Below are 26,851 nucleotides of genomic sequence, written 5' to 3' on the forward strand. Positions count from 1 at the left end.
TGGGAGGGGCATCATGGACATGCAACTGAAAGATGCGCGGGTCATCGTGACCGCCGGCGCTTCGGGCATCGGGCGCGAGATCGTGCAGGCCTTCGCGGAGGAGGGAGCGCGGGTCGCCACCTGCGACGTGGATGCGGACGCACTGGCCGACCTGCGGCGGGACTTGCCCGATGTTCATGGCGCGATCTGCGACGTATCGGACGTGGCGGCGGCGGCGGCGTTCATGGCCAAGGCCATCGCCCATCTGGGCGGATTGGATGCGCTGGTGAACAACGCGGGCATCGCCGGCCCGACGGCGGCGGTCGAGGACGTCGACCCCGGCGATTGGGCGCGCACGCTGGACGTCTGCCTGACGGGGCAGTTCAACTGCACCCGCGTCGCCATTCCTGCCCTGCGGGCCAGCGCAAATGCCTCGATCACGAACATGTCGTCGGCGGCGGGGCGGCTGGGGTTCGCCCGCCGGGCACCCTATGCGGCGGCCAAATGGGGGGTGATCGGGTTCACCAAATCGCTGGCACTGGAACTGGGCACCGACGGCATCCGTGCAAACGCGATCCTGCCGGGGCTGGTCGCTGGCGACCGGCAAAGGCGGGTGATGGAAGCGCGGGCGCAGGCTCAGGGCAAGTCGATGGCCGAGATCGAAGCGGCAGCCTTCGCGCACGCCTCGCTCAAGGACTATGTCACCGCGCAGCAGTTGGCAGATCAGGTTCTGTTTCTGGCATCACCGCGTGGCCGAACGATATCGGGTCAGGCCATCGCGGTGGACGGTGACCTGGGAATGCTGGGATGACGGCGGGCAAAATCGACCGCGCCATCAATAGAGAACCACGCTGCGAATCGATTCGCCTGCGTGCATCAGGTCGAACCCCTTGTTGATGTCCGACAGTGGCATCGTGTGGGTGATCATCGGGTCGATCTCGATCTTGCCGTCCATGTACCAGTCGACGATCTTGGGAACATCCGTCCGGCCACGCGCACCGCCGAAGGCCGTGCCGCGCCAGACGCGTCCGGTGACCAGCTGGAAGGGCCGCGTTGAAATCTCGGCACCCGCGGGGGCGACGCCGATGATAACGCTCTCGCCCCAGCCCTTGTGCGCCGATTCCAGTGCGGTGCGCATGACGCCGACATTGCCGGTGGCGTCGAACGTGTAATCCGCCCCGCCCTTGGTCAGCGCGACGAGGTACGCGACCAGATCGCCATCAACGTCCGATGGGTTAACGAAATCGGTCATGCCGAAGCGCGTCGCCATCTCTACCTTTGACGGGTTCAGGTCCACGCCCACGATCTGATCCGCGCCCGCCAGCCTCAGCCCCTGGATAACGTTCAATCCAATGCCGCCCAGACCGAAGACGATGGCGGTCGATCCGATCTCGACTTTCGCGGTGTTTATGACCGCACCGATGCCGGTCGTGACGCCGCAGCCGATGTAGCAGATCTTGTCGAAGGGGGCATCCTCGCGGACCTTGGCCAAGGCGATCTCGGGGACGACCGAGTGGTTCGCAAAGGTGGAGCAGCCCATGTAATGAAGGATAGGATCCCCATCCAGCGTCGTGAACCGCGACGTGCCGTCCGGCATCAGCCCCTTACCCTGGGTCGAGCGAATCGACTGGCAAAGGTTCGTCTTGGGGTTCAGGCAATATTCGCATTCACGGCATTCGGGCGTGTAGAGCGGGATAACATGGTCGCCGGGCTTGAGCGTGGTAACGCCTTCACCAACCTCCACGACGACGCCAGCACCCTCATGACCCAGGATGGCAGGGAAGAGGCCCTCGGGATCGGCACCGGACAGGGTGAATTCGTCGGTGTGACAGATGCCTGTCGCCTTCATCTCTACCAGAACCTCGCCCGCGCGCGGGCCATCCAGGTTGACGTCCATGATTTCGAGGGGTTTGCCAGCTTCAATGGCAACGGCGGCTTTGGTACGCATATGATCCTCCTGTTTTGCTATAGGGTGGATCAGTCGGCCTTGCGGGGCAAGACGCAGCGGACCGCCGTGTGCTGAACGCGATCCGCCACGCGAAACGTCGTCCGATCGACGGGTGATGCGCAGGTGATCCGCGTCGGACGTTCGCGGGCCCCGGTCACGCAGACCGCACCGTTATTGAAGACACGGGCCGGGGGTGGACGCGAGGTCTGGATCGGGGGCCGCCGCTGTCATTCGGGCATGGCCGCCACGACGCTTGCAAGTTCCACCGCCCTTCCCTATGTACCCCCTCAACAGCGGCGGCCTTCGGGTCCCACCGGATAAGACAACGGGCCGCGCGCCCGTTTTTTTGTGCCTCACCGCAACGCCAAGGAATCAATGTCCGATCTGATCGCCAAGACCGCGCTGGACAAGCGCATCGCCGAGATTGTCGGCCCCGTCATCGAAGACATGGGGTTTGAGTTGGTGCGCCTGCGCCTGATGTCCGGCAAGAACGCGATCCTACAGATCATGGCGGACCGTCCCGAAGGCGGGATCGAGGTGGACGAACTGGCCACGATCAGCACCGCGCTGTCGGCCACGTTGGATGTCGAGGACCCGATCGCCGAGGAATACACGCTGGAAGTCAGCAGCCCCGGCATCGATCGCCCGCTGACGCGCCTTAAGGATTTCGACGTCTGGGCCGATTACGAAGCCCGAATCGAGACGGAAGAGCTGATCGACGGTCAGCGCCGGTTCAAGGGCTGGCTGCGCGGCACCGAAGACGACGAGATCCTGATCGAGATCGAGCAGGGGGCTGAAACGCCGACCATCGGTCTGAAATTCGAGTGGCTGTCGGATGCCAAGCTGATCCTGACGGATGAGCTGATCCGGGAAGTTCTGAAAAATCGCAAGGACAAGGGTCAGATCGACGAGACCCAGTTCGACGAAGTTGAAACGCTCATGGACGGTGAGGAAGAGTAAATGGCCATCACATCCGCCAACCAGCTGGAACTGCTCCAGATCGCCGACGCGGTTGCCCGCGAGAAGATGATCGACCCCGGCCTCGTGATCGAGGCCATGGAAGAATCGCTCGCCCGCGCCGCGAAGTCGCGCTACGGCAGCGAAATGGACATCCGGGTCAGCATCGACCGCAAGTCGGGCCGCGCCACCTTCACCCGTGTGCGCACCGTGGTCGAAGACGAGCTTCTTGAGAACGAGAAGGCCGAATTCACTGTCGAGACCGCCAAGCAATACCTCGAAGATCCGAAGGTCGGCGACACCTTCGTTGAGGAAGTGCCGCCCGTCGACATGGGCCGCATCGCCGCGCAATCGGCCAAGCAGGTCATCATCCAGAAGGTCCGCGAGGCCGAGCGCGAGCGTCAGTACGAAGAGTTCAAGGACCGCGCCGGCACGATTATCAACGGCGTCGTCAAGCGCGAGGAATACGGCAACGTCATCGTCGATATCGGTGCCGGCGAAGCCTCCCTGCGTCGCAACGACAAGATCGGGCGCGAAAGCTACCGCCCCGGCGACCGCATCCGCGTCTACATCAAGGACGTGCGCCGCGAGGAGCGGGGGCCGCAGATCTTCCTGTCGCGCACCGCGCCCGAGTTCATGGTCGAGTTGTTCCGCATGGAAGTGCCCGAAATCTATGACGGCGTCATCGAGATCAAGGGCTGTGCCCGCGACCCCGGAAGCCGCGCCAAGATCGCCGTCATCTCCTACGACAGCAGCATCGACCCCGTCGGTGCCTGCGTCGGTATGCGCGGCAGTCGCGTTCAGGCCGTCGTCAACGAGTTGCAGGGCGAGAAAATCGACATCATCCCGTGGACCGACGATGCGGCCACATTCCTGGTTAACGCGCTGCAACCCGCCGAGGTAACCAAGGTCGTCATCGACGAGGAAGCCGAGCGGATCGAGGTCGTCGTCCCCGAAGAGCAGCTTTCGCTGGCCATCGGACGTCGCGGCCAAAACGTGCGTCTGGCATCCCAGCTGACCGGTCTGGATATCGACATCCTGACCGAGGAAGAGGAATCGAAGCGTCGTCAGGCCGAGTTCGAGGAGCGTACCAAGCTGTTCATGGACACGCTTGATCTGGACGAATTCTTTGCCCAGCTGCTGGTGTCGGAAGGGTTCACGAACCTGGAAGAAGTTGCCTACGTCGAAGTGGACGAGCTTCTGGTCATCGATGGGGTGGACGAAGGTACCGCGTCGGAATTGCAGGCCCGAGCCCGCGATTACCTGGAAGCACAGAACGCCAAGGCCATGGAAGCCGCCCGCGAGGCCGGCTTGCAGGATGATCTGGCCAACTTCGAAGGCCTGACCCCGCAGATGCTGGAGGCGCTGACGGCCGACGGTGTGAAGACGCTGGAAGAATTCGCCACCTGCGCAGACTGGGAACTGGCCGGCGGCTGGACCATCGTCAATGGCGAGCGTTCCAAGGACGACGGCGTACTGGAGCCATTCGATGTCACGCTTGAGGAAGCGCAGGACATGATCATGACCGCCCGCGTGATGCTGGGCTGGGTCAGCCCCGAAGACGTCGTCGGATCCTCCGAAGAGGAAACCGAGGACGCCAGCGCCGAGGAGGCCGGGGCGTGATCGCCCCGGATCGTTCCCCTGACGCGCGGCGGCAGAGACAAAAATCGCGACGAGCCTGATCGTCGCTGCATCGTAACCGGAGAGGTCGGGCCCAAGGTCGGGCTGATCCGCTTTGTCGTCGGTCCCGACGACACGATCTATCCGGATGTGGCAGGGAAGCTGCCCGGCCGGGGAATCTACGTGTCCGCAGAGCGGTCAACGCTTGAAAAAGCCGTGACAAAGCGCATGTTCTCTAAGGGCGCGAAAAAACAGGTCAAGATTCCGGACGGATTGACGGACCTGGTTGAAGCCACCCTTCTGAAGCGTCTTCAGGACGCGATCGGCATGGCGCGCAAGGCGGGCAAGGCCATTGCGGGTTATGAGAAGGTCAAGATCATGCTCGACCGGGGGGAGGCGCGCGTATTGCTGCAGGCCTCCGATGGGTCGGAACGCGGCAAGGGCAAGCTATCGACGCCGGAAGGCGGAAAATGGATCGGCTTCCTGACCGCGGATGAATTGGGTTTGGCGTTCGGACGGGACCGCGTGATACACGCAGCGGTCGCATCTGGAACCTTGGCCCGTCGTATTGTAGAGGAAGCCGCAAGGCTTCAGGGCATCAGACAAGTGAGCGGCAGCACTCCGGCTGCCGAGAAGGATATCGGGAACGCATGAGCGATCAGGACGGCAAGAAACCCCTCGGACTTTCAGGTGGCGCGCGCGCCGGGACCGTGAAGCAAAGCTTCGCCCGCGGACGCACCAACAACGTCGTGGTGGAAACCAAGCGCAAGCGCGTTTCGGTACCCAAACCGGGTGCCCAATCGGCCGCTGCGGTCAACGCCCAAGGCGGCAAACAGGCCAGCACGACTGATGCAGAAATGGATCGTCGCCTGAAGGCATTGCAGGCCGCCAAGGCCCGCGAAGCCGAGGACACGGAACGCCGCGCCCGCGAAGAGCAGGAGCGCGACGAGGAGCGCAAGCGTCGTCGCGAGGAAATCGAGGCGAAGGAACGCGAAGAAAAAGAACGCGAAGAGCTGCTCAAGCAGAAGGCCGAGGACGACAAGCGTCGCCAGGAAGAGGCCCGCGAAGCGCGCAACCGCCCCGCCGCCGATGCCGTCACGCCGGAAACCGCCCCGACAGCCGACAAGCCGGACCGGACGCGGAACCTGGGCCCGGATGCGCGCCCGGCGCGTAACGATGCGCCCCGCAAGCGTGAAGACGATTCGGGTAAGCCCAAGGGCGGCGGTGAACGTCGCGGTGGCAAGCTGACGGTGAACCAGGCCCTGCGCGGTGGCGAAGGTGGACGGCAGCGGTCGCTGGCCTCCATGCGCCGCAAGCAGGAGCGTCAACGTCGCGGAGGCCCGAGCACCCCGCAAGAGAAGGTGATGCGCACGGTGCAGCTGCCCGAGACGATCGTTGTGTCCGAGCTGGCCAACCGCATGTCGGAGCGTGTCGCGGCCGTCGTGAAATCGCTGATGCAAAGCGGTCTGATGGTTACCCAGAACGAGGTATTGGACGCCGACACCGCCGAACTCATCATCGAAGAGTTTGGCCACAAGGTGCAGCGCGTTTCCGAGGCGGACGTTGAGCAAGTCATCGATACGATTGAGGACAAGGACGAGGATCTGGTGGAGCGTGCCCCGGTCATCACGATCATGGGCCACGTCGACCACGGCAAGACGTCGCTGTTGGACGCCATTCGCAAGACCAAGGTCGTCTCGGGCGAAGCCGGAGGTATCACGCAGCACATCGGTGCTTATCAGGTGGACGTGAATGGCAAGACGCTGTCGTTCCTGGACACGCCGGGCCACGCGGCCTTCACGTCGATGCGGGCCCGTGGCGCGCAGGTGACGGACATCGTGGTTTTGGTGGTTGCCGCAGACGATCAGGTCATGCCGCAGACGGTCGAGGCGATCAATCACGCCAAGGCCGCCAAGGTTCCGATGATCATCGCGATCAACAAGATGGACCGGCCCGGTGCCGACCCGCAGAAAGTCCGCACGGACCTGTTGCAGCACGAAGTCATCGTAGAAGCGATGTCCGGTGAAGTTCAGGACGTTGAAGTCTCGGCCGTGACCGGCGAAGGCCTTGATAAGCTGCTGGAAGCCATCGCGCTTCAGGCGGAAATTCTGGAACTGAAGGCGAACCCGAACCGGGCCGCCGAGGCCGCCGTCATCGAAGCACAGTTGGACGTGGGCCGCGGCCCCGTCGCGACCGTGCTGGTTCAGAACGGCACCCTGCGTCGCGGCGATATCTTCGTCGTGGGCGAACAGTGGGGTAAAGTGCGCGCCCTGATCGACGATCAGGGTCAGCGCGTCGAGGAGGCCGGCCCGTCCGTTCCCGTCGAAGTCCTCGGCCTGAGCGGCACACCCGGCGCGGGCGACGTGTTGAACGTGGTTGAAACCGAGGCGCAGGCGCGGGAGATCTCCGAGTATCGTCAGCAGGCCGCCAAGGACAAGCGCGCCGCCGCCGGTGCTGCCACGACGCTGGATCAGATGATGGCAAAGGTGAAGGAGGACCAGAATGTCTCCGAGCTGCCGATCCTGGTGAAGGCCGACGTGCAGGGCTCCGCTGAGGCGATCCTTCAGGCGATGGAAAAGATCGGCAACGACGAGGTACGCGTTCGCGTGCTGCATTCGGGTGTCGGTGCCATCACCGAGAGCGACATCACCCTGGCGGAAGCCTCGGGTGCGCCAGTCATCGGCTTCAACGTCCGAGCCAATGCGCCCGCCCGTGCCGCCGCGAACCAGAAGGGTGTCGAAATCCGCTACTACAGCGTGATTTACGACATGGTGGACGACATTCGGGATGCAGCGTCCGGTTTGCTTTCGGCCGAGATCAAGGAGACTTTCATCGGCTATGCCGAGATCCGGGAGGTCTTCAAGGTCACGGGCGTCGGCAACGTAGCGGGTTGTCTGGTCACCGAAGGTGTCGCCCAGCGGAACGCCGGTGTTCGCCTGCTGCGCGACGATGTAGTCATCCACGAGGGCACGCTGAAGACGCTGAAGCGCTTCAAGGACGAAGTGAAGGAAGTGCAGTCCGGTCAGGAGTGCGGCATGGCGTTCGAGCGGTATGAAGACATCCGCAAGGGCGACGTCATCGAGATTTTCACCCGCCAGGAAGTCGAGCGGACGCTGGAAGCTGACTGATCCCAAGCCGTGGATATCGAATTGGAAACGGGGCCCCGCAAGGGCCCCGTTTTCGTTTGCGCAGCAGGCTAGGCGCCAAGTTTCAACGCGGCGGTTTCGCGCTGAAAATCGGATGCGGCTTGGGGGAGTCCGTTGTCTTGCGGCTCACTGCCGGCCTTGGCATGGCTTTCAGCATCGGTTCGGGTCGGGATGGGGACTTTACGGGAGCAACCGCGCCCGCCGAAGCCGCAGGCACCGGGGCATCCATGCGGGGGCGAAGATCCGCGGGTATTGGTGGAGAATCGTCCACCCCCTCAGGTGTCCTGATGATAGGCTTGCCTGTGATAGAGTTGGAAGGCTGAGCCGCAGGTGCCGCCGCAGTGGCAACGGGGGACCCTCTGCGCGCGGCGGCCAGCATTGCGCGCGTCATGTCGGCCGTATCGAGCGCGGCGCGGGTTTGCACCGCCATTAGGACGGAAAACAGCCCGAAGAGTGCGATGCCGATGCCCGGGCCAGCCCCACCCAAGCGGTTGGTTATCGTGACCGGATCGGACGCGCCCCCACTGCCCGGAACCGCGCCCAGCATGGCACCAGCGACTGCCAAGAGCAGACCGACCGCGGCGATGCCCCAGCCCACAGTCGCAAAAAACATGGCGATTCCGCGCCCTGCCCGATTGGTCTTCTTGAAATCGTCCATGTCAGCCCCCGATATCCTCTTTCTGAGTCTGACGAAAACAAACCGATCTGCCCATTGAAAAAGGCCGGCCCCAATGGGCCGGCCTGATTTCTGCCGACGCGGTCGATGCCGCGATCAGTCTTCCTTCTTGCCTTTGACCGGTGCCCAGATGCGCTTGTTGGTCAGGTAGAGCAGAACCGAAAGGACGGCGAGCATGATGACCGCCGTGAGGCCCATCTGCTTGCGAGCGGCCAGTTTGGGCTCGGCCGTCCACATCAGGAATGCGGCGACATCCTGCGATGCGCTCTCCATATCCGTGGGCGAACCATCGTCGAATTCAACCCAGCCATCGCCCAGAGGCGGTGCCATCGAAATCCACCCACCTGGAAAAGCGGTGTTCTCGTAGAGGATGGTCCCCGCCTGCTCTTTCTCCTCGCCGGTGTAACCCATGAGGAGGGAGGCAATATACTCGGGGCCGCCCATGCCCTTGACCAACTGGTTAATGCCCAGATTGGCAGGGCCGTGGAAGCCGGCGCGCGCCTTGGCCATCAGGGACAGGTCGGGCGCACCAACCGAGATGTTCTCGGGGAAGTGGTCCGTCGGCGTCGCAGTAAAGTAGTCGTACTCTCCGGTGTCTTCGTCCAGCTTGTAGACTTCGATCAGGTCGGCATAAGCCTTGACCTGATCTTCGGAGAAGGCAGGACCGCCTTCATCGCCGAGCGTTCGGATCGGCACGAACTTCAGTCCGTGACAGGCCGCGCAGACTTCGGTGTAGACCTTCAGGCCGCGCTGCAGCTGGTTCTGGTCGTAGGTGCCGAATGGTCCTTCGAACGGGAAGGCATAGTCGGTGATTTCCGTCTCGCCTCCGGCGGCCAAAGCCGCCGAAGTGGAGAGCGCGAGGACCGTAAGGCCCTTGGTGAGGGTCGAAAGCATCTTTTGCCTCTCCTTATTCGGCCGGTGTGGTCTGGGGCGTAGCGGCTGCGCCACCCGTTTTGCCGTGATCGGCGGCGTATGCTTCTTCGATGGTCGCGGGGCGGGCCAGCGGCTTCTCGATCACACCCAGCAGCGGCAGGATCACCAGGAAATAGGCAAACCAGTAAGCCGACGCGACGAGCGAGAGCGAGGCCCAAGGCTCTTCGGCGGGCATGGCACCAAGCCACATCAGCGCAAAGAAATCGACCACCAACAGCCAGAACCACCACTTGAACATCGGGCGATACCGTCCGGACCGGACCGACGAGGTATCGAGCCACGGGGCCAGAGCCATTGCGACAATCGCACCGAACATTGCGATGACACCGAAGAACTTCGCATCGACGATGCCGCCGGTGATCCAGTTCGCGATGATCACGACCCAGACGTCCGCCGTGAAGGCCCGCAGGATCGCGTAGAACGGCAGGAAGTACCATTCAGGCACGATGTGCGCCGGCGTCGCCAGAGCATTGGCTTCGATGTAGTTGTCAGGGTGCCCGAGGTAGTTGGGCATGAAGCCGACGACCGCGAAGAACACCAGCAGGATAACCGCGAGGGCGAACGCGTCCTTGATCACGAAGTAAGGCCAGAAGGGCAACGTGTCGCGGCTAGCTTCTTCCTTGGACGTGCGGCGCACCTCTACACCGGTCGGGTTGTTGTTGCCGGTCGAGTGGAACGACCAGATGTGCACGATCGTCAGGCCCAGGATCAGGAAGGGCATCAGGTAGTGCAACGAGAAGAATCGCGTCAGCGTCGCATTGTCGACCGCCGGTCCGCCGAGCAGCCAGGCCTGAATCGCCTCGCCCACGAAGGGCACGGCACCGAACAGGCCGGTGATCACGGTCGCGCCCCAAAAGGACATCTGGCCCCAGGGAAGGACATAGCCCATGAATGCAGTGCCCATCATCAGCAGGTAGATAACGATGCCGATAACCCACGTGATTTCACGCGGGGCCTTGTACGACCCGTAGTAGAGATTGCGGAAGATGTGGGCGTATACGGCGATGAAGAACAGCGATGCACCGTTGGCATGAATGTACCGCAGTGCCCAGCCACCGTTCACATTGCGCATGATATGCTCGACCGACCCGAAGGCCAGATCGACGTTGGGTGTGTAGTGCATCACCAGTACGATGCCGGTCACGATCTGCAAAACCAGCGTGAACGTCAGAACGATACCCCAGATCCACATCCAGTTCAGGTTCTTGGGCGTGGGGATCATCAAGGTGTCATAGAGAAGACCCAGGATCGGAATGCGACGGTGGACCCACTTTTCGGCCCCCGTCGTCGGTTCGTAATGGTCGTGGGGAATTCCAGCCATGGTGGTACCTCCTCAGCCCAGTTTGATTGTGGTGGGGGACGTGAATTGCGCGACGGGAACGGGCAGGTTCCGGGGCGCAGGGCCACGCCGAATGCGGCCAGCCGTGTCATAGTGCGAGCCGTGGCAGGGGCAGAACCATCCACCGAAATCGCCGGCATCGCCAAGCGGCACACAGCCAAGGTGTGTGCAGACGCCAATCATGACCAGCCATTCGTCCGCGGCATATTCGCTGCCCTCAAACGGAGCCAGGGCCCGGTTGGCGTCGCTGGCGTCCGATCCATCGGCGATGTTCGCGTTCTCGGCGTTCGGGTCGGGCAACTCGGACATCTCGACGCCCTTGGCGGCCTCAATCTCTTCGGGCGTGCGACGACGGATGAACACCGGCTTGCCCAGCCATTTCACAGTCAGCTGCGTTCCCGGCTCAACCGCGGCAACATCGACGTCGATGGAGGCCAGGGCCTGCACATCCGCCGAAGGGTTCATCTGGTTGACCAGCGGCCAGACGGCCGCCCCGGTCACGACAACACCGGCCGCCCCAGTTGCATAGTAGAGGAAGTCGCGGCGGGTGCCCGCGTGATCTTCTGCGTGTGACACGAAGCCATCTCCCGTAGTGATGTCCGACCCTGCGCGTGGGCCCGTCTTAAACAATGCGCGATGTCGTCGAAGGTTACCCTTCGACCGCTATCCGGCCTCCTTTAGCGCAAGGTCGGGGGCGGATACCAGCGGACAAACGCGCGCAGGGGACCGGTTTTTACAGGGATCGGTCCATATCGCGGTGTTCTATGCCCGCGTCCAGGTAAGTAGGACCATGGACTTCGAAGCCCAGCCGTTCATAGAAGCCGAGCGCCGAAAGCTGTGCGCCGAGCGTCGCACGGGTGAATCCCATTTCGGCAAGCTCCCCCATGACGTGCTGCATCAGCATCGTCCCCAGGCCCGTCCCGCGCGCGCGATCAAGAACCGCAACACGCTGAATTTTAGCCAAGTTTTCAGATTTCGGCAGAACACGAAGGGTCGCGGCCGGGCCCAATTCGTCACTGACCACCCAGTGCAGGCACTCGGGGTCTTGGCCGTCCACCTCCTCGTTGGCCGGGACGCCCTGCCCCTCGATGAACACCTCGGACCGAATGGCGAGCGCATCGGCCACATTGGTGACCTGGGCGATGCGAATCGGCTTGGTCACGGCTTGGTCGCCACCATGGCCGGGCGTTCGGAAAATGCGGCTTCCCACTTGGCCAGAATGTCACGCCCGTCGCGCCAGTTTCGGTCATCGTGGCGCAGATCGAGGTAGCCGAGCGCACAGCCTACGCCGATCTGGCCCATGTTCACCGGCCCCTCCAGCAGCGGCATCGAACGTGATTCGAGCGCGTCTAGGGAACGGGCGATCTTGGTCCATTGCGCATCGAACCACTCGGGCCACCACAGGTTCTCGGGGCGCAGGCGCTTTTCATAGGTAATCCCGAGGGCCGCCTCCATGATCGCGTCGCCGTTTGCCTCCAGGGCCAGCACCTCCCAAAGGCGCGACTGCGGATAGAGGTTCGACCCGGCGCGGTCGTCCAGAAAACGGGTGATGACCCGGCTGTCGTAGAGTGCGGGCCCCTCGTCGCGCAGCAGGGCCGGGATCTTGCCCGACGGATTCGCCGCATTCAGTTCCGCATCCCCGCCCAAGGGGTTTGCCGTCACGTCGCGGACCTCGACGTCGTCCTGTCCGGTCTCGATCAGGACGACACGGCATTTGCGCGCGAATGGCGAAGCGGAAGCGCTGAAAAGCTGCATGGCGGTCTCCTACGGGTTAGATCTGGCGGCAAATAATCAGAAGTCATGTGAAGGCACCAGTGGCGAGGCATTGGCGCATCACGCGACAGCGCACGGATTGCCGAAGCCGCTCCCCCGCATGACCTATGCTCAAGTCGTGCGGCGGCGCGGCGCTTCAGGCGGGCGGCTTTCGCATCAGCGCGGCCAATTGTGCCGCATCCGGGCGCAGACCGGCCTGTTCGAGTTCATCCGCGGCGCGAAGGCGGACGTCTTCGGGCTTGTTCTGGCTGACCTTCCACGTGGAGTCGATGGTGGTAATGGTCAGCCGGCAGGGGACGATCTGGCGCATCATCCTGTCGAGCAGGTCGGGAGTCATCTTGTCGGTTTTCCACGCGGGCTTGGGGGCCAGATGCCCCTCCGCATCCGCCGATTGCCGGTCCAGCATGTCGCGCATGTCGTCAGACGCAAGTATCTCCAACCGCCCGCGCAGATGTACGGCGACGTAGTTCCAGGTCGGGACCTGATCGTCCACGCCATACCAGTCGGGAGAGACATAGCCGTCCGGCCCCATGACCGAGATCACGACATCGGCCGGCAGACATCGCAGGATCGGGTTCGACCGCACGAGGTGCAGATCTGCGCTGCCCGCGTCATCCGACAAAAGGATCGGCACGTGTGCCAGTAACGGCCCGTCCGCGCCATTCACGGCCAGCGTCCCGAAAGCGCGTGTCCGCACGAAAGCGAGGCTCTGGTCGTCGGGCGTCGTTCGGAATGTCGGGTTCGGATGCATGGGCGGGTTTCCATGGAAGTGGTGTGCGCTGGCCTTGCTGTAAGGGCGGCGCGCGCGCAATGTCCACGAAATGATTGTATCGACACCCCCGCGACCGGACAGGATGGGATCGGCCATCGCCCTGCGTCTGGCGGCGGCTGTTTTTGCGACATTGCTGGGCTTCTGCGTCCACGGCGCGTCAGAGACGGCGGGCACTGCGCAAGTCGTCTTTCTGCGCGCCTTGCTGTCGATACCCCCTCTGCTGATCTGGGCCTTGCTGACGGGGCCGGTGTCGGATCTGCGGCCCAAGGCTCCGCGCAAGCACCTGCTGCGCGGGACACTGGGCGGGGTGACGATGGCACTGAACTTCTACGCGCTGGCGCAGTTGCCTGTAACGTCGGCACAGACGCTGTCCTACCTGACCCCGGTTCTGTCGATCCCGGCGGCGGTCATCTTGCTGGGGGAGCGGCTCTCGGTGCGCACGGTGATCGCCGTCGCACTCGGCTTCGCGGGGATGATGGCGATGCTCTACACCGCTTCGGCGAATCCGGACTGGGGCTGGCCGGAGTTGTCGGGAATGATCGCGGGGATCGCATCAGCCTTCCTGATGGCGCTGATCCGGGTGCAGATCCGGGCAATGACGGCGACGGAAACAGTCATGTCCATCGCCTTGAGCTTCGCGGTAATCGTGACTGCGATGGGGTTTGTCGCGGTCCTGCTGACCGGCTGGACACCGATGACGGGCTCGCTGTGGCTGTGGCTGGGCGCGGCGGGCCTGTTGGGGGCGGCAACGCATATCGCGGCAACCGAATCGGCTGCAAGGGCCCCGATTTCGACGCTCGCTACGTATGACTACGCCGGTCTGGTCTTTGCGGTAATGCTGGATTTCGCGCTGTTCTCGCACCTGCCCAGCGCGTGGGGCTGGCTCGGCATCGTTCTGATCGCCACGGCGGGGCTGATGACCGCATTGTCCGGGCGCGCCGTGGGAAGCGGATTGCGGGCGCGCTGACCCCGGCACACCGGGGCCAGCATCGATCGCATCAGGGCAGAAGAACACTGCCGATGACGTGAATCGTGCCATTGGAGGCGAAGACGTCAGCGGTCTCGACCGGCACGCCTTCGACGGAAACGCCATCGCGACCGTCGATGTGCAGCGGCTTGCCATTGACGGTGGGGATACGTCCGTTGGTGCCAACCAGGCTGGACGCGGGATAGTTGTTCGGCGCGACATGGTAGGTCAGGATCGAGATCAGCTTGTCCTTGTTCTCGGGCAGCAGCAGGCTCTCCACCGTGCCATCGGGCAGCGCGGCAAAGGCATCGTCGGTCGGCGCGAACACGGTGAACGGGCCGGGGCCTTTCAGCGTCTCAACCAGACCGGCCGCCTGAACCGCGGCCACGAGCGTGGTGAACGAACCGGCGGCCACCGCGGTGTCCACGATGTCAGGGGTGCTGGTGGTGGCGCTGACGCAGCCGCCAAGCGCGGTCAGGCCGACGCCGGCCCCGGTCAGTTGCAGCATGCGGCGGCGGTTGATGTTAAAATCCATGTCATATCTCCCGTTTGGTAAGCAGCATTTTGGCTTCAGCCCTCGCTTTACGTAGGGTAACGGCAGATGGATCAAAATTGCCGAACGTTTTTTACGCGCGCGTAACCTGAGCCGTCCCGGCAAGCTGCACGCCCGAAACGCCGGTGATTCGGGTCGGCACGATCTGACCCTCGGGTTGGTCGACGTCGAACGTGACTTCGGCGAACTGCACGGTGCGACCCATGCGGGGGCTTTCCATCAGGACGGCATGGTCGCGTCCGACCTGCGCCGCCAGGTGGCGCGACACGGCGGCGGTTCCGGCGGCGCGCAGGCGCGCGGCGCGGGCCTTGATGATCTTGCCATCCACGGCGGGCATCTTGGCCGCCGGAGTTCCCTGGCGCGGCGAATAGGGGAAGACATGCAACCAGGTCAGGTCGCAGTCCTCGACCAGACGCAGCGACTCCTCGAAATGGGCCTCTGTCTCGGTCGGAAATCCGGCAATAATATCGGCCCCGAAGGTCATGTCCGGGCGTAGGCGGCGCGCTTCCTTTGCGAAGGCGATGGCGTCACCACGCAAATGACGGCGCTTCATCCGCTTGAGGATCAGATCGGCACCGTGCTGAAGCGACAGGTGGAGATGCGGCATCAAGCGTGGTTCCTCGGCGATGCAGCGCATCAGCGCCTCGTCCACCTCGATGCTGTCGATGGAGGAGATGCGCAGCCGCGGCACATCGGTCAGCTTCAGAACACGCGCGACCAGATCACCCAGCGGCGGCTGCCCCGGCAAATCCGCGCCCCAACTGGTCAGATCAACGCCGGTCAGGACGATCTCGTTAAAGCCGCGCGCGACAAGGCGATTGATCTGATCGACCACGACCCCGGCCGGCACCGACCGCGAATTGCCTCGTCCGTAAGGGATGATGCAGAAAGTACAGCGATGATCGCAGCCGTTCTGCACCTGCACATAGGCGCGGCTGCGGGTGCCGAACCCGTCGATCAGGTGCCCGGCGGTCTCGGTCACTGACATGATGTCGTCGACCTGCACAGGCTCCGATCCACCAGTGGCCAACCCGGCCCAGGTGCCGGGCTGCATTTTCTCGGTGTTGCCGATGACGTGATCGACTTCTGCCATGGCGGCGAAACTTGCGGGGTCGGTCTGCGCAGCGCAGCCCGTCACGATCAGGCGCGCGCCGGGGTTCTCGCGGCGCAGCTTGCGAATGTCCTGCCGCCCCTTGCGCACGGCCTCGGCGGTCACGGCGCAGGTGTTGACGATGATCGCGTCGCCCAGACCGGCCTGCGTGGCCAGATCGCGCATCGCTTCGGCCTCATAGGCATTCAGCCGGCAGCCATGATTGGACAGAATTGGGGCTCTCACCGCAAGACCCCGTCGAAGACATGTGCGGTCGGCCCGGTCATCCAGACGCCGTCATCGCGCCAGTCGATGTGAATCGTACCGCCATCGAGGTCGATGCGAACCCGGCGTCCCGTCAGGCCCCGGCGCGCAGCCGCCACCGCCGCAGCGCAGGAGGAGGAACCGGAGGCGAGCGTCAGGCCAGCCCCCCGCTCCCAGACGCGCATACGCAAATGATCCGGGCCGACCACGTGGGCGACCTGCACGTTGGTGCGTTCCGGAAACAACGGATGATGTTCGTAGGTCGGGCCGAAGGTGTTCAGATCGACCTCATCCGCATCTGCGACGAAGAACGTACAATGCGGATTGCCCATGCCAGTGGCCACCGGATCGCCGTCGATCGGCAGATGCAGCGTGTCGAGCGCCTGCTCCAGAGGCACATCGGCCCAGTCCAGCAGGGGCGCGCCCATGTTGACCGATGTCAGACCACCGCCGGCATCCCGCGCCTGCAGCACGCCGCGTTCGGTCCGCAAGGTCAACGTATTGACCCCGCGCCGCGCCATCTCCCAAGCGGCGATGCAGCGGGTGGCGTTGCCGCAGGCCCCTGCAGCGCTGCCGTCGCTGTTCCAGAACAAAAGCTCGACATCCGCGACGTCGTGGCCACGGATAACAGCCAACTGGTCAAAGCCCACCCCACGATGCCGGTCACCGACGGCTTTCGCAATATCAGCCGTAATGCGCGGGCCAGTCGCCCGCGCGTCCACGACCACGAAGTCGTTGCCCAGCCCGTGCATCTTCATGAACGGCAGGCCTTCTGTGCCAAGAGTCGTCATTCAGCCCCGATATAGGCACAGGCCGCGCTAATCCAGAGGGACACGCAGCAGATCGTGGGCGCACGCAAAACCGGGAAAATCTGTGACATGCCGTCGAAGCCGGTCTTGACCCCCCCGGAAAGCAGCGATACGTGCACCCCCGGAGAGCCGATAGCTCAGCTGGTAGAGCAACTGACTTTTAATCAGTAGGTCCAGGGTTCGAACCCCTGTCGGCTCACCACTTTTCCCGCTTCAGTCTGATTGGACCAATGTCGCACAGATCACTGTCGCGCGGCGAAATGCAGTGACACATCCCCCCAGAACGACGACCCAGAGCGCGAGTTGCAGGACGGGTGCGATGTTGGTCCAATTGACCAAAGCCGCCCCGGCGACGGCCGCGACCGTCACGATCGCCATACGATGCTGCTTGGCCATGGGGCCGCGGTAGTCCGCGTCCTGGCCCATCGCGCCACCGAAGGCCCGCAAGTAGGCCACCAGGACGGCCACCGCCGCCGCCGCCCATCCCAGCCAGGCAAGCCCCGACCCGATGCCGACGCCGACCAGGATCAGGATATCGGCCGCGCGGTCGGGCACTTCGTTCCAGAAGGGGCCCGTCGGACCGCCCTGCCCGGCCTCCACCGCGACCATCCCGTCGAAGAGGTTGCACAGCAGACGCATTTGCACGAAGAGCCCGCCTCCGATCAGCGCCGCTATGCGCGCCCCCCCCTCGGTCCAGGCGACGGCGGCGAAGCATATCCCGGCGAAAGCCGCAAAGCCGACGCTGGCGGCCGAGATCTGGTTCGGCGCGATGCCGGATGCGGCCAGTCTGCGCGTGATCGCCCGCGCCCAACCGGTGTCGCGGCTGGTCAGGGGGCGGCGATTCTTGGTGTCAGCCATGAGGGCCTCGCTGTCTGAGAAAGCAGTAAAGAAAAACATAGCTGCCCGATACGAGCAGCGGCACGACAACAGTCGCCCCGAGTTCGGGCGTGCCCGCCATCAGGTGTACCTTGACCAGCATCGTCCCCGAAATCAGGAGGGCGATCCCCGCGGCCAGCGTCCAATGCGGCAATATCCTGAGAAGATGATCGGCCACGATCTTCAGGACAGCCGTCAGAAGACCCGACATCAGCCCCTGGACCACTGCCGCTTGCACCATTTCCGACGTTGGGTGCCCACGGTTGGCAAAAGCCGCCCACCCGCCCATCAGCGCCGCCCCGGCCGCGACATGCAGCCAGGTCTGTCGCGCGAGGGTGCGGATCACGTCCACCAGTAGCGGGTCAGATGGAAGAAGATCGGTGCCGAGAAGACCACCGAATCAAGCCGGTCGATGAAGCCGCCATGGCCCTCAATCGTATGGCCCCAGTCCTTGACGCCCCGGTCGCGCTTGATCGCCGACATGACCAGCCCGCCGAAGAACCCCATCAATGCGATGACCAACGCCATGACGCCCGCCTGCACCGGCGTGAACGGCGTGATCCAGTAAAGCGCCGCCCCGATCAGCGTGGCCGAGGCGACGCCGCCAATGAACCCCTCGACCGTCTTGCTCGGTGACAGGCGGGGCGCGATCTTGTGTTTGCCCAGAAGCTTGCCCCAGACGTATTGCAGAACGTCAGAAAGCTGCACCACGACGATCAGGAAGGCGATCAACAGAACGCCGCGCCCCTCGTATCCGGCGATATCCAGCGTGATGAGAGCAGGCACGTGGCTGGCGCAGAACACGCAAATCATCAGCGCCCATTGCACCTCCGCCACCCGGACGAGGAAATTCTCGGTCTCGCCGCGCAGCGCCGAGATGATCGGTGCCAGCAGGAAGCAGTAGACAGGAATATAGATCGAGTAGATCCCGTATTCGCCCGCCCAGATCAGCCAGTATTGGAGCGGAATGACCACAAAGAAGGAGAGAACCATCGTCCAGTGGTCCGACCGGCGTACGTTCGTCAACGTCATGAACTCGCGCAGGGCGGCGAAACTGCACAGCGCGAACAGGATGACGACACCGGTGCGCCCAGCCAGAAAGGCCAACCCGATCAGAATCGCCATGCCCCACCAGGCGCGAATACGGGCGGTCAGGTTCTCGATCCCGTCGTTTTCGCCGTTCGGGGAGTACTTTTTCTGAAGAACGCCACCGATAAAGCTTGCCACGATCAGCAGGCCGACAATCCATGACAGCAGTACGATCAGGTCGGGAATCATGCCTTGCCCTCGGACAGGTGAAGCAGCGCGTCGCGGGTGCGCGCTAGAAAGGCGTCCTTGCCGTCACCCTCAAGCCGTAGCGGCGCGCCAAAAGTCACCTTGCACAGAAGTGGGACTGGCACGATTTCACCCTTGGGCATGACGCGGTTCAGGTTTTCAATCCAGACAGGCACGAAATCGGTGTCGGGGCGAACGCTGGCCAGATGAAACAGGCCGGTCTTGAACGGAAGCAGACGCTCATCGGTCAGGTTGCGCGTGCCTTCGGGAAATATGATGAGCGATGACCCCTCGTCCAGCGCCTCGGCCATCTGCTCTACAGGGGCTTCCCTCGGACCATCTCCGGTCCGATCGATCAGAACGGCGTTGAAGACCTGACGACCAATGAAACTCTTCAACTTGCTGGCCAGCCAATAGTCCGCCCCGGCCACAGGCCGCACCCGCTCCCTCAGGCGTTTGGGCAGAACCGTCCAGATAAGGACGAAGTCGCCGTTGCTCGCATGGTTGGCGTAGTAAACGCGCCGTCCGGGCACCGGCTCCACCCCCCGCCAATCGGCGCGCACGGCGGTGATCAAACGGGCAAAAAGCTCAATGGCACCGGCGGCGACTGCGGCTGCGATGCGGGTTATGAAAGAAGTATCGGTCGTCATGGCGGCGACCTTAGTCGGGCGATTCCGTCAGGAACAGACCTCAGCGCCACGTCCGCCAAAAAATCCCGTCGCGCGTCGACATTCGGGGGCCTCCGCCTCCTGCGTCAGCACGCGGCCGGCTTCATCGATCGGGGGCATCTGTGCGCCGCCCGCGTCATAGCGTTGCCAGAGATCGCCGCGCAGGCCGGTTTCCCGCAACAGACCGCGACGCTTGGCTTCAAAGTAATAGCCCTTCGCGTACCACATCATCGCCTCGTACTCGTCCCCGTCGCTGACCATCCACGCCCCCCGCAGGTAGCGGATGGAGTATTTGAGACCGGTATCCGCTTCCAGTAGTTGGCGCGGCTCCCCGGACATGCCCATGTTGCGCGCCGTTGCCGGAAGTATCTGCATCATTCCCCAATACGGGCCGTTCCGGGCGCGGGCGCGGTAGTCGCTTTCACGTTGAATGACGCGGTGCACAAGGCTGCGGGGGACCTCGTAGTAATCGGCCCATTTGTTGACCAAAGACCGAACTTCCGGCGTTTCACCGGGAAAGAGCGCGACTGCGGGTTGGGTCGTTGTCTGCGGCTCGGGGGTGGAAACACAGGCGGAAAGCACCAAGACAAGCGGCAAGAGAATACGAAGCATATCGGAACGCGATCGGTTGTTTTTTGTCGCGTATCGCAGAATTCGACATCCGGGGAGTCCGGAGTTCGGCGTCGGCAAACCTCCGCCAGTGTTCGTCCACCTTGAACAAAGTCCCGTCATGCGTCACGCCGGGGCGGTGAAACAACTATCCTACTGGATACAGGGCCTGACCCTGCGCGGGCTTCTGGCGCTGGTCGCGATGTTCCCGCTGCCCCATCGGCGGCGCATCGTCGGCTGGGTCACGGAAAAGGTCGTGCGCCATTCGCCCCTGCGGCACCGGATCACGGACAACCTGCATCACGTATGGCCGGACATCTCCGAAGACCGGTGCGACGCCATCGTTACCGAAGTCGGCCGCAACGTCGGGCGGTCCCTGACCGGGATCTGGTTCAACGCGGAGTTCGCCGACGAGGTCGCCAACCTTCGGCCCGACGGACCGGGATGGGAGGCCTTGCGCGCCGCCAAGGCGCACGGCAGGGGCGCAATCGTCGTGTCGGGTCACTTTGGCCAGTGGGAAGCGATTCGGCACGTTCTCAAGGCTGCCGGAATGGAAGCGGGCGCGATCTATCGCCCCAACAACAACCCTTACTACGAGCCGATCTTCCGCTCAGGCATCGATCTGGGTGGTCAACCGATCATTCCCAAAGGCCGCGCCGGATACCGGACGATGATCGGCCATCTGCGGTCGGGAGGGTTCATGGCGTTGCTGCCCGATCAGCATATTGGGGACGGCTCCGCGATGCCCTTCCTCGGACAGGATGCGAAAACCTCGCTTGCCGCGGCGGAACTGGCGCTGCGCTACGACATTCCGCTTGTTCCGGCGTTCGCACCGGACGACGGGGAGCTGCGTGTCGTATTCGAAGAACCTATCCCCCCGACCGATGCCAAAACCATGATGCGGGCCTTCAATGACCGCCTGTCGTCGTGGGTCACGCGTTATCCGTCGCAATGGCACTGGCTGCATCAGCGCTGGAAGATTAGCCGTGTGAAGACGCCCAAACCCTGAGGCCCCCATGTTCCTGAGCATCTTCGACATCTTCAAGCCGGGCATCGGCCCCTCGTCATCACACACGATGGGGCCGATGGTTGCCGCCGCCCGATTTCTGGCCGCCCTGCGCGGCGGGGCCGAGCCCGAACCGGGGGCCGGTCCGCCCGCGAAATTAACAGCGACGCTGCACGGATCGCTCGCCTGGACGGGCAAGGGCCACGCGACCGACCGCGCCGTGACACTGGGTCTGTTGGGGTTTGAGCCTGCGACGGTCGACATGGATGCCGCAGAGACCGCATTGTCGCAGCTGAAGGCGAGCAAGACGGTAACGCCGGACGACTTGCCCCAGATGGCCTTCGACCCCGAGGCAAATATCATATTCGACTGGGGGCCGCCCCTGCCCGGCCATGCCAACGGCCTTGTCCTGCGGGCCTTCGATGCCGGCGACCGGCTTCGGATGGAAGAGACCTACTACTCCGTCGGGGGCGGGTTCGTCGTGACCGAGCGCGAGCTTTCGGACCCGCCCGACCTGCATGCCGCCAAGGCAGAAGCCGGGTTTCCCCATCCGTTCGGCAGCGCAGCCGAAATGTTGGAGATGGGTTCCACTTCAGGCCTCAGCATCGCGCAGATGAAATGGCGCAACGAATGCGTCCTGACACCCGAAACGCGCCTGAAAGAGCGTGTGGACGGCGTTTGGCGGGCAATGAACGCTTGTATTGATCGCGGTCTGGCACAGGACGGCATCTTGCCCGGCGGCCTGGCGGTGAAGCGCCGGGCCAAGGCCATCCACGCGCAATTACGGGATGAAGCGGGCAAGAACCTGGCTCAACCGCATGTCGTGAACGACTGGCTGTCGGTCTATGCGATGGCCGTCAACGAGGAGAACGCGGCGGGCGGTGCGGTCGTCACGTCGCCCACGAACGGCGCGGCGGGGGTGGTCCCCGCGACGATCCGGTACTACCGCGACCACTGCGTCGGCGCGACGGAGGAGGGAATCCGGACGTTTCTTCTGACGGCGGCGGCGATCGGCGGTTTGATCAAGCACAACGCGTCGATCTCGGGGGCCGAGGTCGGGTGCCAGGGGGAAGTCGGATCCGCCTCGGCCATGGCGGCGGCGGGGCTTTGCGCCGCACTGGGCGGGACGAACGCACAGATCGAGAACGCCGCCGAAATCGCGCTGGAGCATCACCTTGGCATGACCTGCGACCCGGCCGCCGGACTGGTGCAGGTTCCCTGCATCGAACGCAACGGGCTGGGTGCGATCAAGGCCGTGTCGGCGGCCTCCCTTTCGCTGCGCGGCGACGGGACGCACTTCATGCCGCTCGACAATTGCATCGAGGCGATGCGCCAGACCGGCCGCGACATGTCCGAGAAATACAAGGAAACCAGTCAAGGCGGCCTGGCGGTCAACCTGCCGGAATGCTGAAGCCGCCGAGGCTCTGCCCCGGACCCCGGGATATTTCCGGCAAAAGGAAGACGGGTCAGGCTGCGTCGTCTTGGGCGTTGCCCGGCTTTTCGTGCCCGGCCTGCGCCTCGCGGGCTTTCAGCTCGTCCCAGAGTGCCTGGTACCTTGGCTGCTTCATGAGTTCCTGAAACTGGTCGCGGTGCCATTGAACGCCCTGCTTATGCAGTTGCCTGATCTTGCGGTCGGCGCGCAGCGTGGCGAGTATTTCGGCAAAACCGGGCGCGCCGTCCTTGAGCGACTTGTCGCGGCCGCCCGACATGTTCCACTTGTCCCAGTAGTCGATGCCGAGATCCTCGTTGATGTGGTTTGCACGACCGCGGTTCTTTTTCAGGATATAGCTTTCGAGCGAGCGGAGCGGATAGTGATGCTGATACGCCGCGTCTTGGCATCCGTCCCACGGCATCGTCCACGTCTTGCCCTTGTTCATCCGGCTGGAGATGTCGGCCCCCGTGGGCGACTTCCAGACGATGCGATCCTGCCAATCCTCGCGAACACGGGGGCGGTGCAGTCCGAAGTGGTACATCGCTTCGGGTTTGCGGAACATGGTCTTCACGTCGCGCTTCGTGCGCCCGCCCCGCTTGGGCACCTTTTCGCAAATGTGAAACTGCGCGGTCAGCGGCTTGTCCTTGAACGCCTGCACACCGCCATTCCCGAAGATCTTCCAGGGAAAGCTCACGACGTCCGTTTCAGGGCCTAAATGGCGCATCAGAGCCTGAATCGTGCGGTCTTCAAGCTTCACATTGATGAATTCGTCGACGTCAGCGATCAGGATCCAAGTGGCCTTGTGCAGTAACACGTGGTCCCGCGCCCATTTCAAAGCCGATTTGTGCGGTCCGCGTTGCAGGACAGTGTTCACCTGGTGCGTCAGCACGCCACCGGCGGGCGAAACCTCCTCCAACCGGTCCAGCAGGGGGTCGGTCGTGTCGTCGCAATCGTTCGTGAAGACGAGAAAATCGGTGAAGCCGATGGCGCGGTGATGCGCGATCCATTCCAGGATGTAGGGGGATTCGTTTTTCATCGTGGATATGATGAGAAACCGTTCGTCGGTTGGGCGGCCCTGTAAGACAACCGTTTCAGGCAGGCTCAGCGTCCAGAACTGACCCTCGTTCCGCCAGATCGCGCCGTCCAGCCGGGCGGCGATATCCATTACCGCCTCGCGCACCGGGCGACCCATTTCCTTGCCCCAATGGAAGCCGCCCCCGCCGATGATGCCGCCGGGGCGCACCACGCGGACGGCCTGTTCCAGGTCGGCAAGCACCACGTCGTAGTGCTTGTTCCCATCCAGCCAGAGCCAGTCGAGCGAGGCATCCCGCAAACCATTCAGCGCCGCAGTGGACGGCAGCCGCACGATGCTGGCCTGCGGGAAGGCGTCCGTTACGGCAGCGAATTGCGCGTCGCGGGTCGCTTGGTCGGCCGTGTAAGCAAAAGGCCGGGCGTCCTGTTCCGCGTCTTCGGCCCAGGGGTCGATCAGGATCAGGGTCTCGGGAGCGGCGATGTCGATCAGGGCGCGCGTGGCACGACCTTCGTGGGTGCCGACCTCGGCACCGCGCGCCCCTTTCGGAAACGACTCGATCATCTTCTGACCGTTCTTGCGCAGGGCGCCAGGCATCCGACTACTTCTTCAGCAGTGTTTCGAGACGATCCAACTGCGCCCGGATCGCAGCCTCGGCCTCGGGGTGACGGGCGACCTTGCGCTTGCCCATGATCCGTTTGAGCGCGTTCAGATTGTCATCCCGCACCGCGGCCTCCAACCGGTCGGAGATCAGGCCGGCACAAGACAGTGCCGCAATCCAATGCTTGAGCATCTCCTCGTCCGTAGGTTGCTTCTCGCACCAGACCTGTTCGAAGAGCATCATGATGAAGTCGAGCACGGCCTTGGGCAGGTGCCTTCGGTCCTGCTTGAAGGGCGAATGGAAGACGTCGGTAATGATTTCGTAGCTGGGCCAGTAGTGCAGGTATCCCTCATCCCCCAGCTCCCGCATCAGCTCGTCCAGCGCGACGCGCAGAACAGATTTTGATACGGAATTGGCGCTGATGCAGGACACGGGCCGGAAGGTCGCGATCAGGGGCACCGGCGACAGCGTGGTGATGATCTTGGCGTCCGGGCGGTGTTTGCGGATCAGCGCGTAGATCGCGCGGATGTTGTCCTTGTTTTCCTCGACGGTGGTCACGCGGAACTTGTGGCGCGACGGGTCATAGACCTCTGCCGGGATGGAGCGCCAGAATACGCCGCCTGTGACCTCGTCATACCAGACTTCCGACAGGCCGAAGGTCAGTATGAACAGATCCGTCTTGGAGAAGATATCCAGCGTTTGCTTGCGGATATCCTCGTCGTAGCCGTAGCTTTCGGCGGAGTAGCCGTGCCAGAGATCCTCTTCGAATCTCGTGCCCTCGAAGGCCCACTCGAACTGCTGTCGGATGACGAAGCTGTTCACCATCCCCTCGCCGCACTTCACGACATAGGCGTTCGAGCCCTGGTCCCTGGTAAGGATGCTGTAGTTCCGTCCGGCCAGCCAATTCGAGATGTTCGCCGCGAAACACGATCCGAATGCGGTGATCTTGGTGTCCGGCGTTACCATACGCCGGGCCGGCTCCCACCCCTGCGTGACCCATTTCAGCGCAGCGTCGGTCTCGGCCATCTTCTCGAAGTCGGGGTTGAAGTTCGTATGCTCCCCCCGAAACCAGGTCCGGAATACGCCTTCCTGACGGGTATGCTGAAAGTTGAACGTATTGGCTTCGGCTTTCTTGTTCATCGCTCGGGCATCCTTGGGAAGCAGGTCGAAACTTGGGCTGTCATCACAGATGAAAGGAACGCCCGCCCAATGGCCCCTGCTCCGGGCGCGGTTCTAGACCGAGACCCCTTTGAGGACGGATCCGCGCCCCGGAGATAGCGGGAGGTCATCTTGTCAGGCATTGGCATGCGTCAAGTCCTGCCGTGAAAGGCACATCAGTTCGGGTCAGGGCTCAGGTGGCAGAAAAATACGGCACAATGTTGGCATGGTGGATGATTGTAGCGAAATCGCGATCAATCGGTCAGGCGATTCCGCAGCGTATTGCCAGCGATGAACGTCGGCGTGAGTTCCACCCGGCGGTCGTCGCCATCGAATGTATAGTCCCCCGCGACGATCCGCGCTGCGATCTGCCCTGCTTCCCGGCGGCGGCTGTCCACGGTGGCCAGATTGCGCGGCAAACCGTCCAGCAACTCGAAGGCATTGAACCCCGCAAGACCCAGGCCTCCACCAACATCCAGCCCCTGCTCCAGCGCATAGAGCAGGCCGCCTGCGCCCGTCAGGTCGTTGGTATAGAAGAGAAAATCCACATCTGGCGTGCGTTCCAGCATGGCTTTGGTCATTTCGCGACCCTTGGCAAAGCCGGACCAACCCGAATAGGCCATATGGTCGGCGACCGGGATATTGTTTTCGGACAGTGCCTGTTCCAACCCCTCGATCCGCTTGCGGGCGCGATGATCGCCATCGACCTTGGTGCCCAGCAGCCCGACACGTTTGTACCCGCGCGCCGCGATCTCGGTCCCGACCTGGTAGCCCGCGCGCCGGTGACTGATGCCCACCGCAGCGTCGATCGGGTCGCCGTCCACATCCATCACCTCGACGACCGGCACACCGCAGTTGGCCAGCATCGCGCGGCTTGCCTCAGTATGCTCCAGCCCCGCGATAATCACACCCGAGGGCCGCCATGACAGCATCTCGAAAAGGGTCTTTTCTTCCTTTTCAGGGTCGTAATTCGTGGCCCCGATCACAGGTTGCAGGGGCGTGTCGGCCAGGACCTCATCGATCCCGGCGATCACCTCGGGGAAGACGAGGTTGGACAGACTGGGCACGATCACGGCCACCAGGTTGACCCGGTTGGATGCCAAGGCACCCGCGATCTTGTTGGGGACATAGCCCAGGCGTTTGGCCGCCTCGACCACCTTGGCGCGGGTCTTGTCGCTCACGTCGCCGCGATTGCGCAGAACCCGACTGACGGTCATTTCGCTGACGCCCGACGCCTCGGAGACGTCGCGAAGGGTCAGATGCTGATGGCGGGTGTTGCGGCGCGTCAAATGATCCTCCGGGGCGCGATTGTTCCGCACGTTAACGCGCGGGACCACCTGTGGACAAGGCGCACCGGACAGGGCTATCTG

27 protein-coding genes and 1 tRNA gene are annotated in these 26,851 nt (G+C 63.4%); 9 read left to right on the forward strand and 19 right to left on the reverse strand.

What is annotated here, in order from left to right; translation table 11 throughout:
- The first annotated feature begins 13 nt into the window (after positions 1 to 13).
- Positions 14 to 790 carry an SDR family oxidoreductase gene (locus BLV27_RS01090; protein WP_092640993.1) on the forward strand — a complete coding sequence of 259 codons (777 nt, stop codon included), beginning with the start codon at positions 14 to 16 and terminating at the stop codon, positions 788 to 790.
- A gap of 24 nt (positions 791 to 814) precedes the next feature.
- Here BLV27_RS01090 and BLV27_RS01095 read toward each other — a convergent pair whose 3' ends face one another.
- Positions 815 to 1,927 carry an S-(hydroxymethyl)glutathione dehydrogenase/class III alcohol dehydrogenase gene (locus BLV27_RS01095; RefSeq protein ID WP_092640996.1) on the reverse strand — a complete coding sequence of 371 codons (1,113 nt, stop codon included), beginning with the start codon at positions 1,925 to 1,927 and terminating at the stop codon, positions 815 to 817.
- Between the two features lie 375 nt (positions 1,928 to 2,302).
- Between BLV27_RS01095 and rimP the strand changes: the two genes are divergently transcribed.
- From rimP to infB, 4 genes are read left to right on the forward strand one after another with little or no spacing between them, the layout of a single operon-like run.
- The gene (gene rimP, locus BLV27_RS01100) at positions 2,303 to 2,887 is read left to right on the forward strand and encodes a ribosome maturation factor RimP (protein ID WP_092640999.1); all 585 of its coding nucleotides are present in this window, start codon (positions 2,303 to 2,305) and stop codon (positions 2,885 to 2,887) included.
- A complete protein-coding gene (gene nusA, locus BLV27_RS01105; protein WP_092641002.1) occupies positions 2,888 to 4,507 on the forward strand; it encodes a transcription termination factor NusA in 1,620 nt (539 codons plus the stop codon).
- Between the two features lie 18 nt (positions 4,508 to 4,525).
- Entirely contained in the window at positions 4,526 to 5,158 is a 633-nt protein-coding gene (locus BLV27_RS01110; protein ID WP_092641005.1) for an RNA-binding protein, read from the forward strand.
- Positions 5,155 to 7,632, forward strand: coding sequence for a translation initiation factor IF-2 (infB, locus tag BLV27_RS01115; RefSeq protein WP_092641008.1), 2,478 nt, complete (start codon positions 5,155 to 5,157; stop codon positions 7,630 to 7,632). Before BLV27_RS01110 ends, infB begins: the two co-directional genes overlap by 4 nt.
- 82 nt (positions 7,633 to 7,714) lie before the next feature.
- Here the strand turns inward: infB and BLV27_RS01120 are convergent, their stop codons facing one another.
- The 7 genes from BLV27_RS01120 to BLV27_RS01150 form a co-directional block, all read right to left on the reverse strand.
- Complete coding sequence (locus BLV27_RS01120; protein ID WP_092641011.1) at positions 7,715 to 8,308, reverse strand: hypothetical protein; 594 nt, start codon at positions 8,306 to 8,308, stop codon at positions 7,715 to 7,717.
- Positions 8,309 to 8,422: 114 nt separating this feature from the next.
- Positions 8,423 to 9,220 carry a cytochrome c1 gene (locus BLV27_RS01125; RefSeq protein WP_092641014.1) on the reverse strand — a complete coding sequence of 266 codons (798 nt, stop codon included), beginning with the start codon at positions 9,218 to 9,220 and terminating at the stop codon, positions 8,423 to 8,425.
- A gap of 13 nt (positions 9,221 to 9,233) precedes the next feature.
- Entirely contained in the window at positions 9,234 to 10,580 is a 1,347-nt protein-coding gene (locus BLV27_RS01130) for a cytochrome b (protein ID WP_092641017.1), read from the reverse strand.
- A gap of 12 nt (positions 10,581 to 10,592) precedes the next feature.
- Entirely contained in the window at positions 10,593 to 11,174 is a 582-nt protein-coding gene (gene petA, locus BLV27_RS01135) for a ubiquinol-cytochrome c reductase iron-sulfur subunit (RefSeq protein WP_092641020.1), read from the reverse strand.
- Between the two features lie 157 nt (positions 11,175 to 11,331).
- Positions 11,332 to 11,760 carry a GNAT family N-acetyltransferase gene (locus BLV27_RS01140; RefSeq protein ID WP_092641023.1) on the reverse strand — a complete coding sequence of 143 codons (429 nt, stop codon included), beginning with the start codon at positions 11,758 to 11,760 and terminating at the stop codon, positions 11,332 to 11,334.
- Positions 11,757 to 12,353, reverse strand: coding sequence for a glutathione S-transferase (locus BLV27_RS01145; protein WP_092641026.1), 597 nt, complete (start codon positions 12,351 to 12,353; stop codon positions 11,757 to 11,759). The genes BLV27_RS01140 and BLV27_RS01145 overlap by 4 nt, the downstream gene beginning before the upstream one ends.
- Positions 12,354 to 12,507: 154 nt before the next feature.
- Positions 12,508 to 13,122 (reverse strand): FMN-binding negative transcriptional regulator, encoded by a 615-nt coding sequence (locus BLV27_RS01150; protein WP_092641029.1) that lies wholly within the window; start codon positions 13,120 to 13,122, stop codon positions 12,508 to 12,510.
- 103 nt (positions 13,123 to 13,225) lie between these two features.
- Here BLV27_RS01150 and BLV27_RS01155 point away from each other — a divergent pair, with 103 nt between their 5' ends.
- Positions 13,226 to 14,110, forward strand: coding sequence for a DMT family transporter (locus BLV27_RS01155; protein ID WP_170831312.1), 885 nt, complete (start codon positions 13,226 to 13,228; stop codon positions 14,108 to 14,110).
- 31 nt (positions 14,111 to 14,141) lie between these two features.
- Here the strand turns inward: BLV27_RS01155 and BLV27_RS01160 are convergent, their stop codons facing one another.
- From BLV27_RS01160 to dapF, 3 genes are all read right to left on the reverse strand, one after another.
- On the reverse strand, positions 14,142 to 14,645 hold the full coding sequence (locus BLV27_RS01160) for a fasciclin domain-containing protein (protein ID WP_092641035.1): 504 nt from the start codon (positions 14,643 to 14,645) through the stop codon (positions 14,142 to 14,144).
- Between the two features lie 91 nt (positions 14,646 to 14,736).
- The gene (mtaB, locus tag BLV27_RS01165; protein ID WP_092641038.1) at positions 14,737 to 15,999 is read right to left on the reverse strand and encodes a tRNA (N(6)-L-threonylcarbamoyladenosine(37)-C(2))-methylthiotransferase MtaB; all 1,263 of its coding nucleotides are present in this window, start codon (positions 15,997 to 15,999) and stop codon (positions 14,737 to 14,739) included.
- Entirely contained in the window at positions 15,996 to 16,808 is an 813-nt protein-coding gene (dapF, locus tag BLV27_RS01170; RefSeq protein ID WP_244504495.1) for a diaminopimelate epimerase, read from the reverse strand. The genes mtaB and dapF overlap by 4 nt, the downstream gene beginning before the upstream one ends.
- Before the next feature lie 144 nt (positions 16,809 to 16,952).
- Between dapF and BLV27_RS01175 the strand changes: the two genes are divergently transcribed.
- Positions 16,953 to 17,028: transfer RNA gene (locus tag BLV27_RS01175), tRNA-Lys, on the forward strand.
- A gap of 11 nt (positions 17,029 to 17,039) precedes the next feature.
- Here the strand turns inward: BLV27_RS01175 and BLV27_RS01180 are convergent.
- The 5 genes from BLV27_RS01180 to BLV27_RS01200 are packed head-to-tail and all read right to left on the reverse strand — an operon-like array spanning position 17,040 to position 20,257.
- The gene (locus BLV27_RS01180; RefSeq protein WP_092641041.1) at positions 17,040 to 17,684 is read right to left on the reverse strand and encodes a CDP-alcohol phosphatidyltransferase family protein; all 645 of its coding nucleotides are present in this window, start codon (positions 17,682 to 17,684) and stop codon (positions 17,040 to 17,042) included.
- Positions 17,677 to 18,048 carry a hypothetical protein gene (locus tag BLV27_RS01185; RefSeq protein WP_139176525.1) on the reverse strand — a complete coding sequence of 124 codons (372 nt, stop codon included), beginning with the start codon at positions 18,046 to 18,048 and terminating at the stop codon, positions 17,677 to 17,679. Before BLV27_RS01185 ends, BLV27_RS01180 begins: the two co-directional genes overlap by 8 nt.
- On the reverse strand, positions 18,045 to 18,980 hold the full coding sequence (locus BLV27_RS01190) for a phosphatidate cytidylyltransferase (RefSeq protein WP_092641047.1): 936 nt from the start codon (positions 18,978 to 18,980) through the stop codon (positions 18,045 to 18,047). The genes BLV27_RS01185 and BLV27_RS01190 overlap by 4 nt, the downstream gene beginning before the upstream one ends.
- Entirely contained in the window at positions 18,977 to 19,627 is a 651-nt protein-coding gene (locus BLV27_RS01195) for a lysophospholipid acyltransferase family protein (RefSeq protein WP_092641050.1), read from the reverse strand. Before BLV27_RS01195 ends, BLV27_RS01190 begins: the two co-directional genes overlap by 4 nt.
- A 27-nt stretch (positions 19,628 to 19,654) precedes the next feature.
- Positions 19,655 to 20,257: a lytic transglycosylase domain-containing protein gene (locus BLV27_RS01200; protein WP_092641054.1), complete on the reverse strand. Its 603-nt coding sequence runs from the start codon at positions 20,255 to 20,257 to the stop codon at positions 19,655 to 19,657.
- Positions 20,258 to 20,393: 136 nt separating this feature from the next.
- Here BLV27_RS01200 and BLV27_RS01205 point away from each other — a divergent pair, with 136 nt between their 5' ends.
- Positions 20,394 to 21,263 (forward strand): lysophospholipid acyltransferase family protein, encoded by an 870-nt coding sequence (locus BLV27_RS01205; RefSeq protein ID WP_170831313.1) that lies wholly within the window; start codon positions 20,394 to 20,396, stop codon positions 21,261 to 21,263.
- 7 nt (positions 21,264 to 21,270) lie between these two features.
- Positions 21,271 to 22,671: an L-serine ammonia-lyase gene (locus BLV27_RS01210; protein WP_092641060.1), complete on the forward strand. Its 1,401-nt coding sequence runs from the start codon at positions 21,271 to 21,273 to the stop codon at positions 22,669 to 22,671.
- A 55-nt stretch (positions 22,672 to 22,726) separates the two neighbouring features.
- On the opposite strand, the gene BLV27_RS01215 is transcribed toward BLV27_RS01210, so the two are convergent.
- From BLV27_RS01215 to BLV27_RS01225, 3 genes are all read right to left on the reverse strand, one after another.
- Positions 22,727 to 24,319 (reverse strand): glycosyltransferase family 2 protein, encoded by a 1,593-nt coding sequence (locus BLV27_RS01215; RefSeq protein ID WP_092641064.1) that lies wholly within the window; start codon positions 24,317 to 24,319, stop codon positions 22,727 to 22,729.
- 4 nt (positions 24,320 to 24,323) lie between these two features.
- Positions 24,324 to 25,463, reverse strand: coding sequence for a GSCFA domain-containing protein (locus BLV27_RS01220; protein WP_092641067.1), 1,140 nt, complete (start codon positions 25,461 to 25,463; stop codon positions 24,324 to 24,326).
- 272 nt (positions 25,464 to 25,735) lie between these two features.
- Positions 25,736 to 26,770 (reverse strand): LacI family DNA-binding transcriptional regulator, encoded by a 1,035-nt coding sequence (locus tag BLV27_RS01225; protein WP_244504496.1) that lies wholly within the window; start codon positions 26,768 to 26,770, stop codon positions 25,736 to 25,738.
- Positions 26,771 to 26,851: the final 81 nt, after the last annotated feature.

Origin of the sequence: Jannaschia faecimaris (assembly GCF_900107415.1) — a bacterium.
GTDB classification, from domain to species: domain Bacteria; phylum Pseudomonadota; class Alphaproteobacteria; order Rhodobacterales; family Rhodobacteraceae; genus Jannaschia; species Jannaschia faecimaris.

Coding starts and splice junctions, on each gene's coding strand:
- BLV27_RS01150 (WP_092641029.1), bottom strand. CDS start 13,122: ATGCATCCGAACCCGACATTCCGAACGACGCCCGACGACCAGAGCCTC.
- BLV27_RS01095 (WP_092640996.1), bottom strand. CDS start 1,927: ATGCGTACCAAAGCCGCCGTTGCCATTGAAGCTGGCAAACCCCTCGAA.
- BLV27_RS01160 (WP_092641035.1), bottom strand. CDS start 14,645: ATGGATTTTAACATCAACCGCCGCCGCATGCTGCAACTGACCGGGGCC.
- BLV27_RS01125 (WP_092641014.1), bottom strand. CDS start 9,220: ATGCTTTCGACCCTCACCAAGGGCCTTACGGTCCTCGCGCTCTCCACT.
- dapF (WP_244504495.1), bottom strand. CDS start 16,808: ATGACGACTCTTGGCACAGAAGGCCTGCCGTTCATGAAGATGCACGGG.
- BLV27_RS01200 (WP_092641054.1), bottom strand. CDS start 20,257: ATGCTTCGTATTCTCTTGCCGCTTGTCTTGGTGCTTTCCGCCTGTGTT.
- rimP (WP_092640999.1), top strand. CDS start 2,303: ATGTCCGATCTGATCGCCAAGACCGCGCTGGACAAGCGCATCGCCGAG.
- BLV27_RS01210 (WP_092641060.1), top strand. CDS start 21,271: ATGTTCCTGAGCATCTTCGACATCTTCAAGCCGGGCATCGGCCCCTCG.
- BLV27_RS01120 (WP_092641011.1), bottom strand. CDS start 8,308: ATGGACGATTTCAAGAAGACCAATCGGGCAGGGCGCGGAATCGCCATG.
- BLV27_RS01145 (WP_092641026.1), bottom strand. CDS start 12,353: ATGCAGCTTTTCAGCGCTTCCGCTTCGCCATTCGCGCGCAAATGCCGT.
- BLV27_RS01215 (WP_092641064.1), bottom strand. CDS start 24,319: ATGCCTGGCGCCCTGCGCAAGAACGGTCAGAAGATGATCGAGTCGTTT.
- nusA (WP_092641002.1), top strand. CDS start 2,888: ATGGCCATCACATCCGCCAACCAGCTGGAACTGCTCCAGATCGCCGAC.
- BLV27_RS01180 (WP_092641041.1), bottom strand. CDS start 17,684: ATGGCTGACACCAAGAATCGCCGCCCCCTGACCAGCCGCGACACCGGT.
- BLV27_RS01190 (WP_092641047.1), bottom strand. CDS start 18,980: ATGATTCCCGACCTGATCGTACTGCTGTCATGGATTGTCGGCCTGCTG.
- BLV27_RS01195 (WP_092641050.1), bottom strand. CDS start 19,627: ATGACGACCGATACTTCTTTCATAACCCGCATCGCAGCCGCAGTCGCC.
- infB (WP_092641008.1), top strand. CDS start 5,155: ATGAGCGATCAGGACGGCAAGAAACCCCTCGGACTTTCAGGTGGCGCG.
- BLV27_RS01090 (WP_092640993.1), top strand. CDS start 14: ATGGACATGCAACTGAAAGATGCGCGGGTCATCGTGACCGCCGGCGCT.
- BLV27_RS01155 (WP_170831312.1), top strand. CDS start 13,226: ATGGGATCGGCCATCGCCCTGCGTCTGGCGGCGGCTGTTTTTGCGACA.
- BLV27_RS01130 (WP_092641017.1), bottom strand. CDS start 10,580: ATGGCTGGAATTCCCCACGACCATTACGAACCGACGACGGGGGCCGAA.
- BLV27_RS01220 (WP_092641067.1), bottom strand. CDS start 25,463: ATGAACAAGAAAGCCGAAGCCAATACGTTCAACTTTCAGCATACCCGT.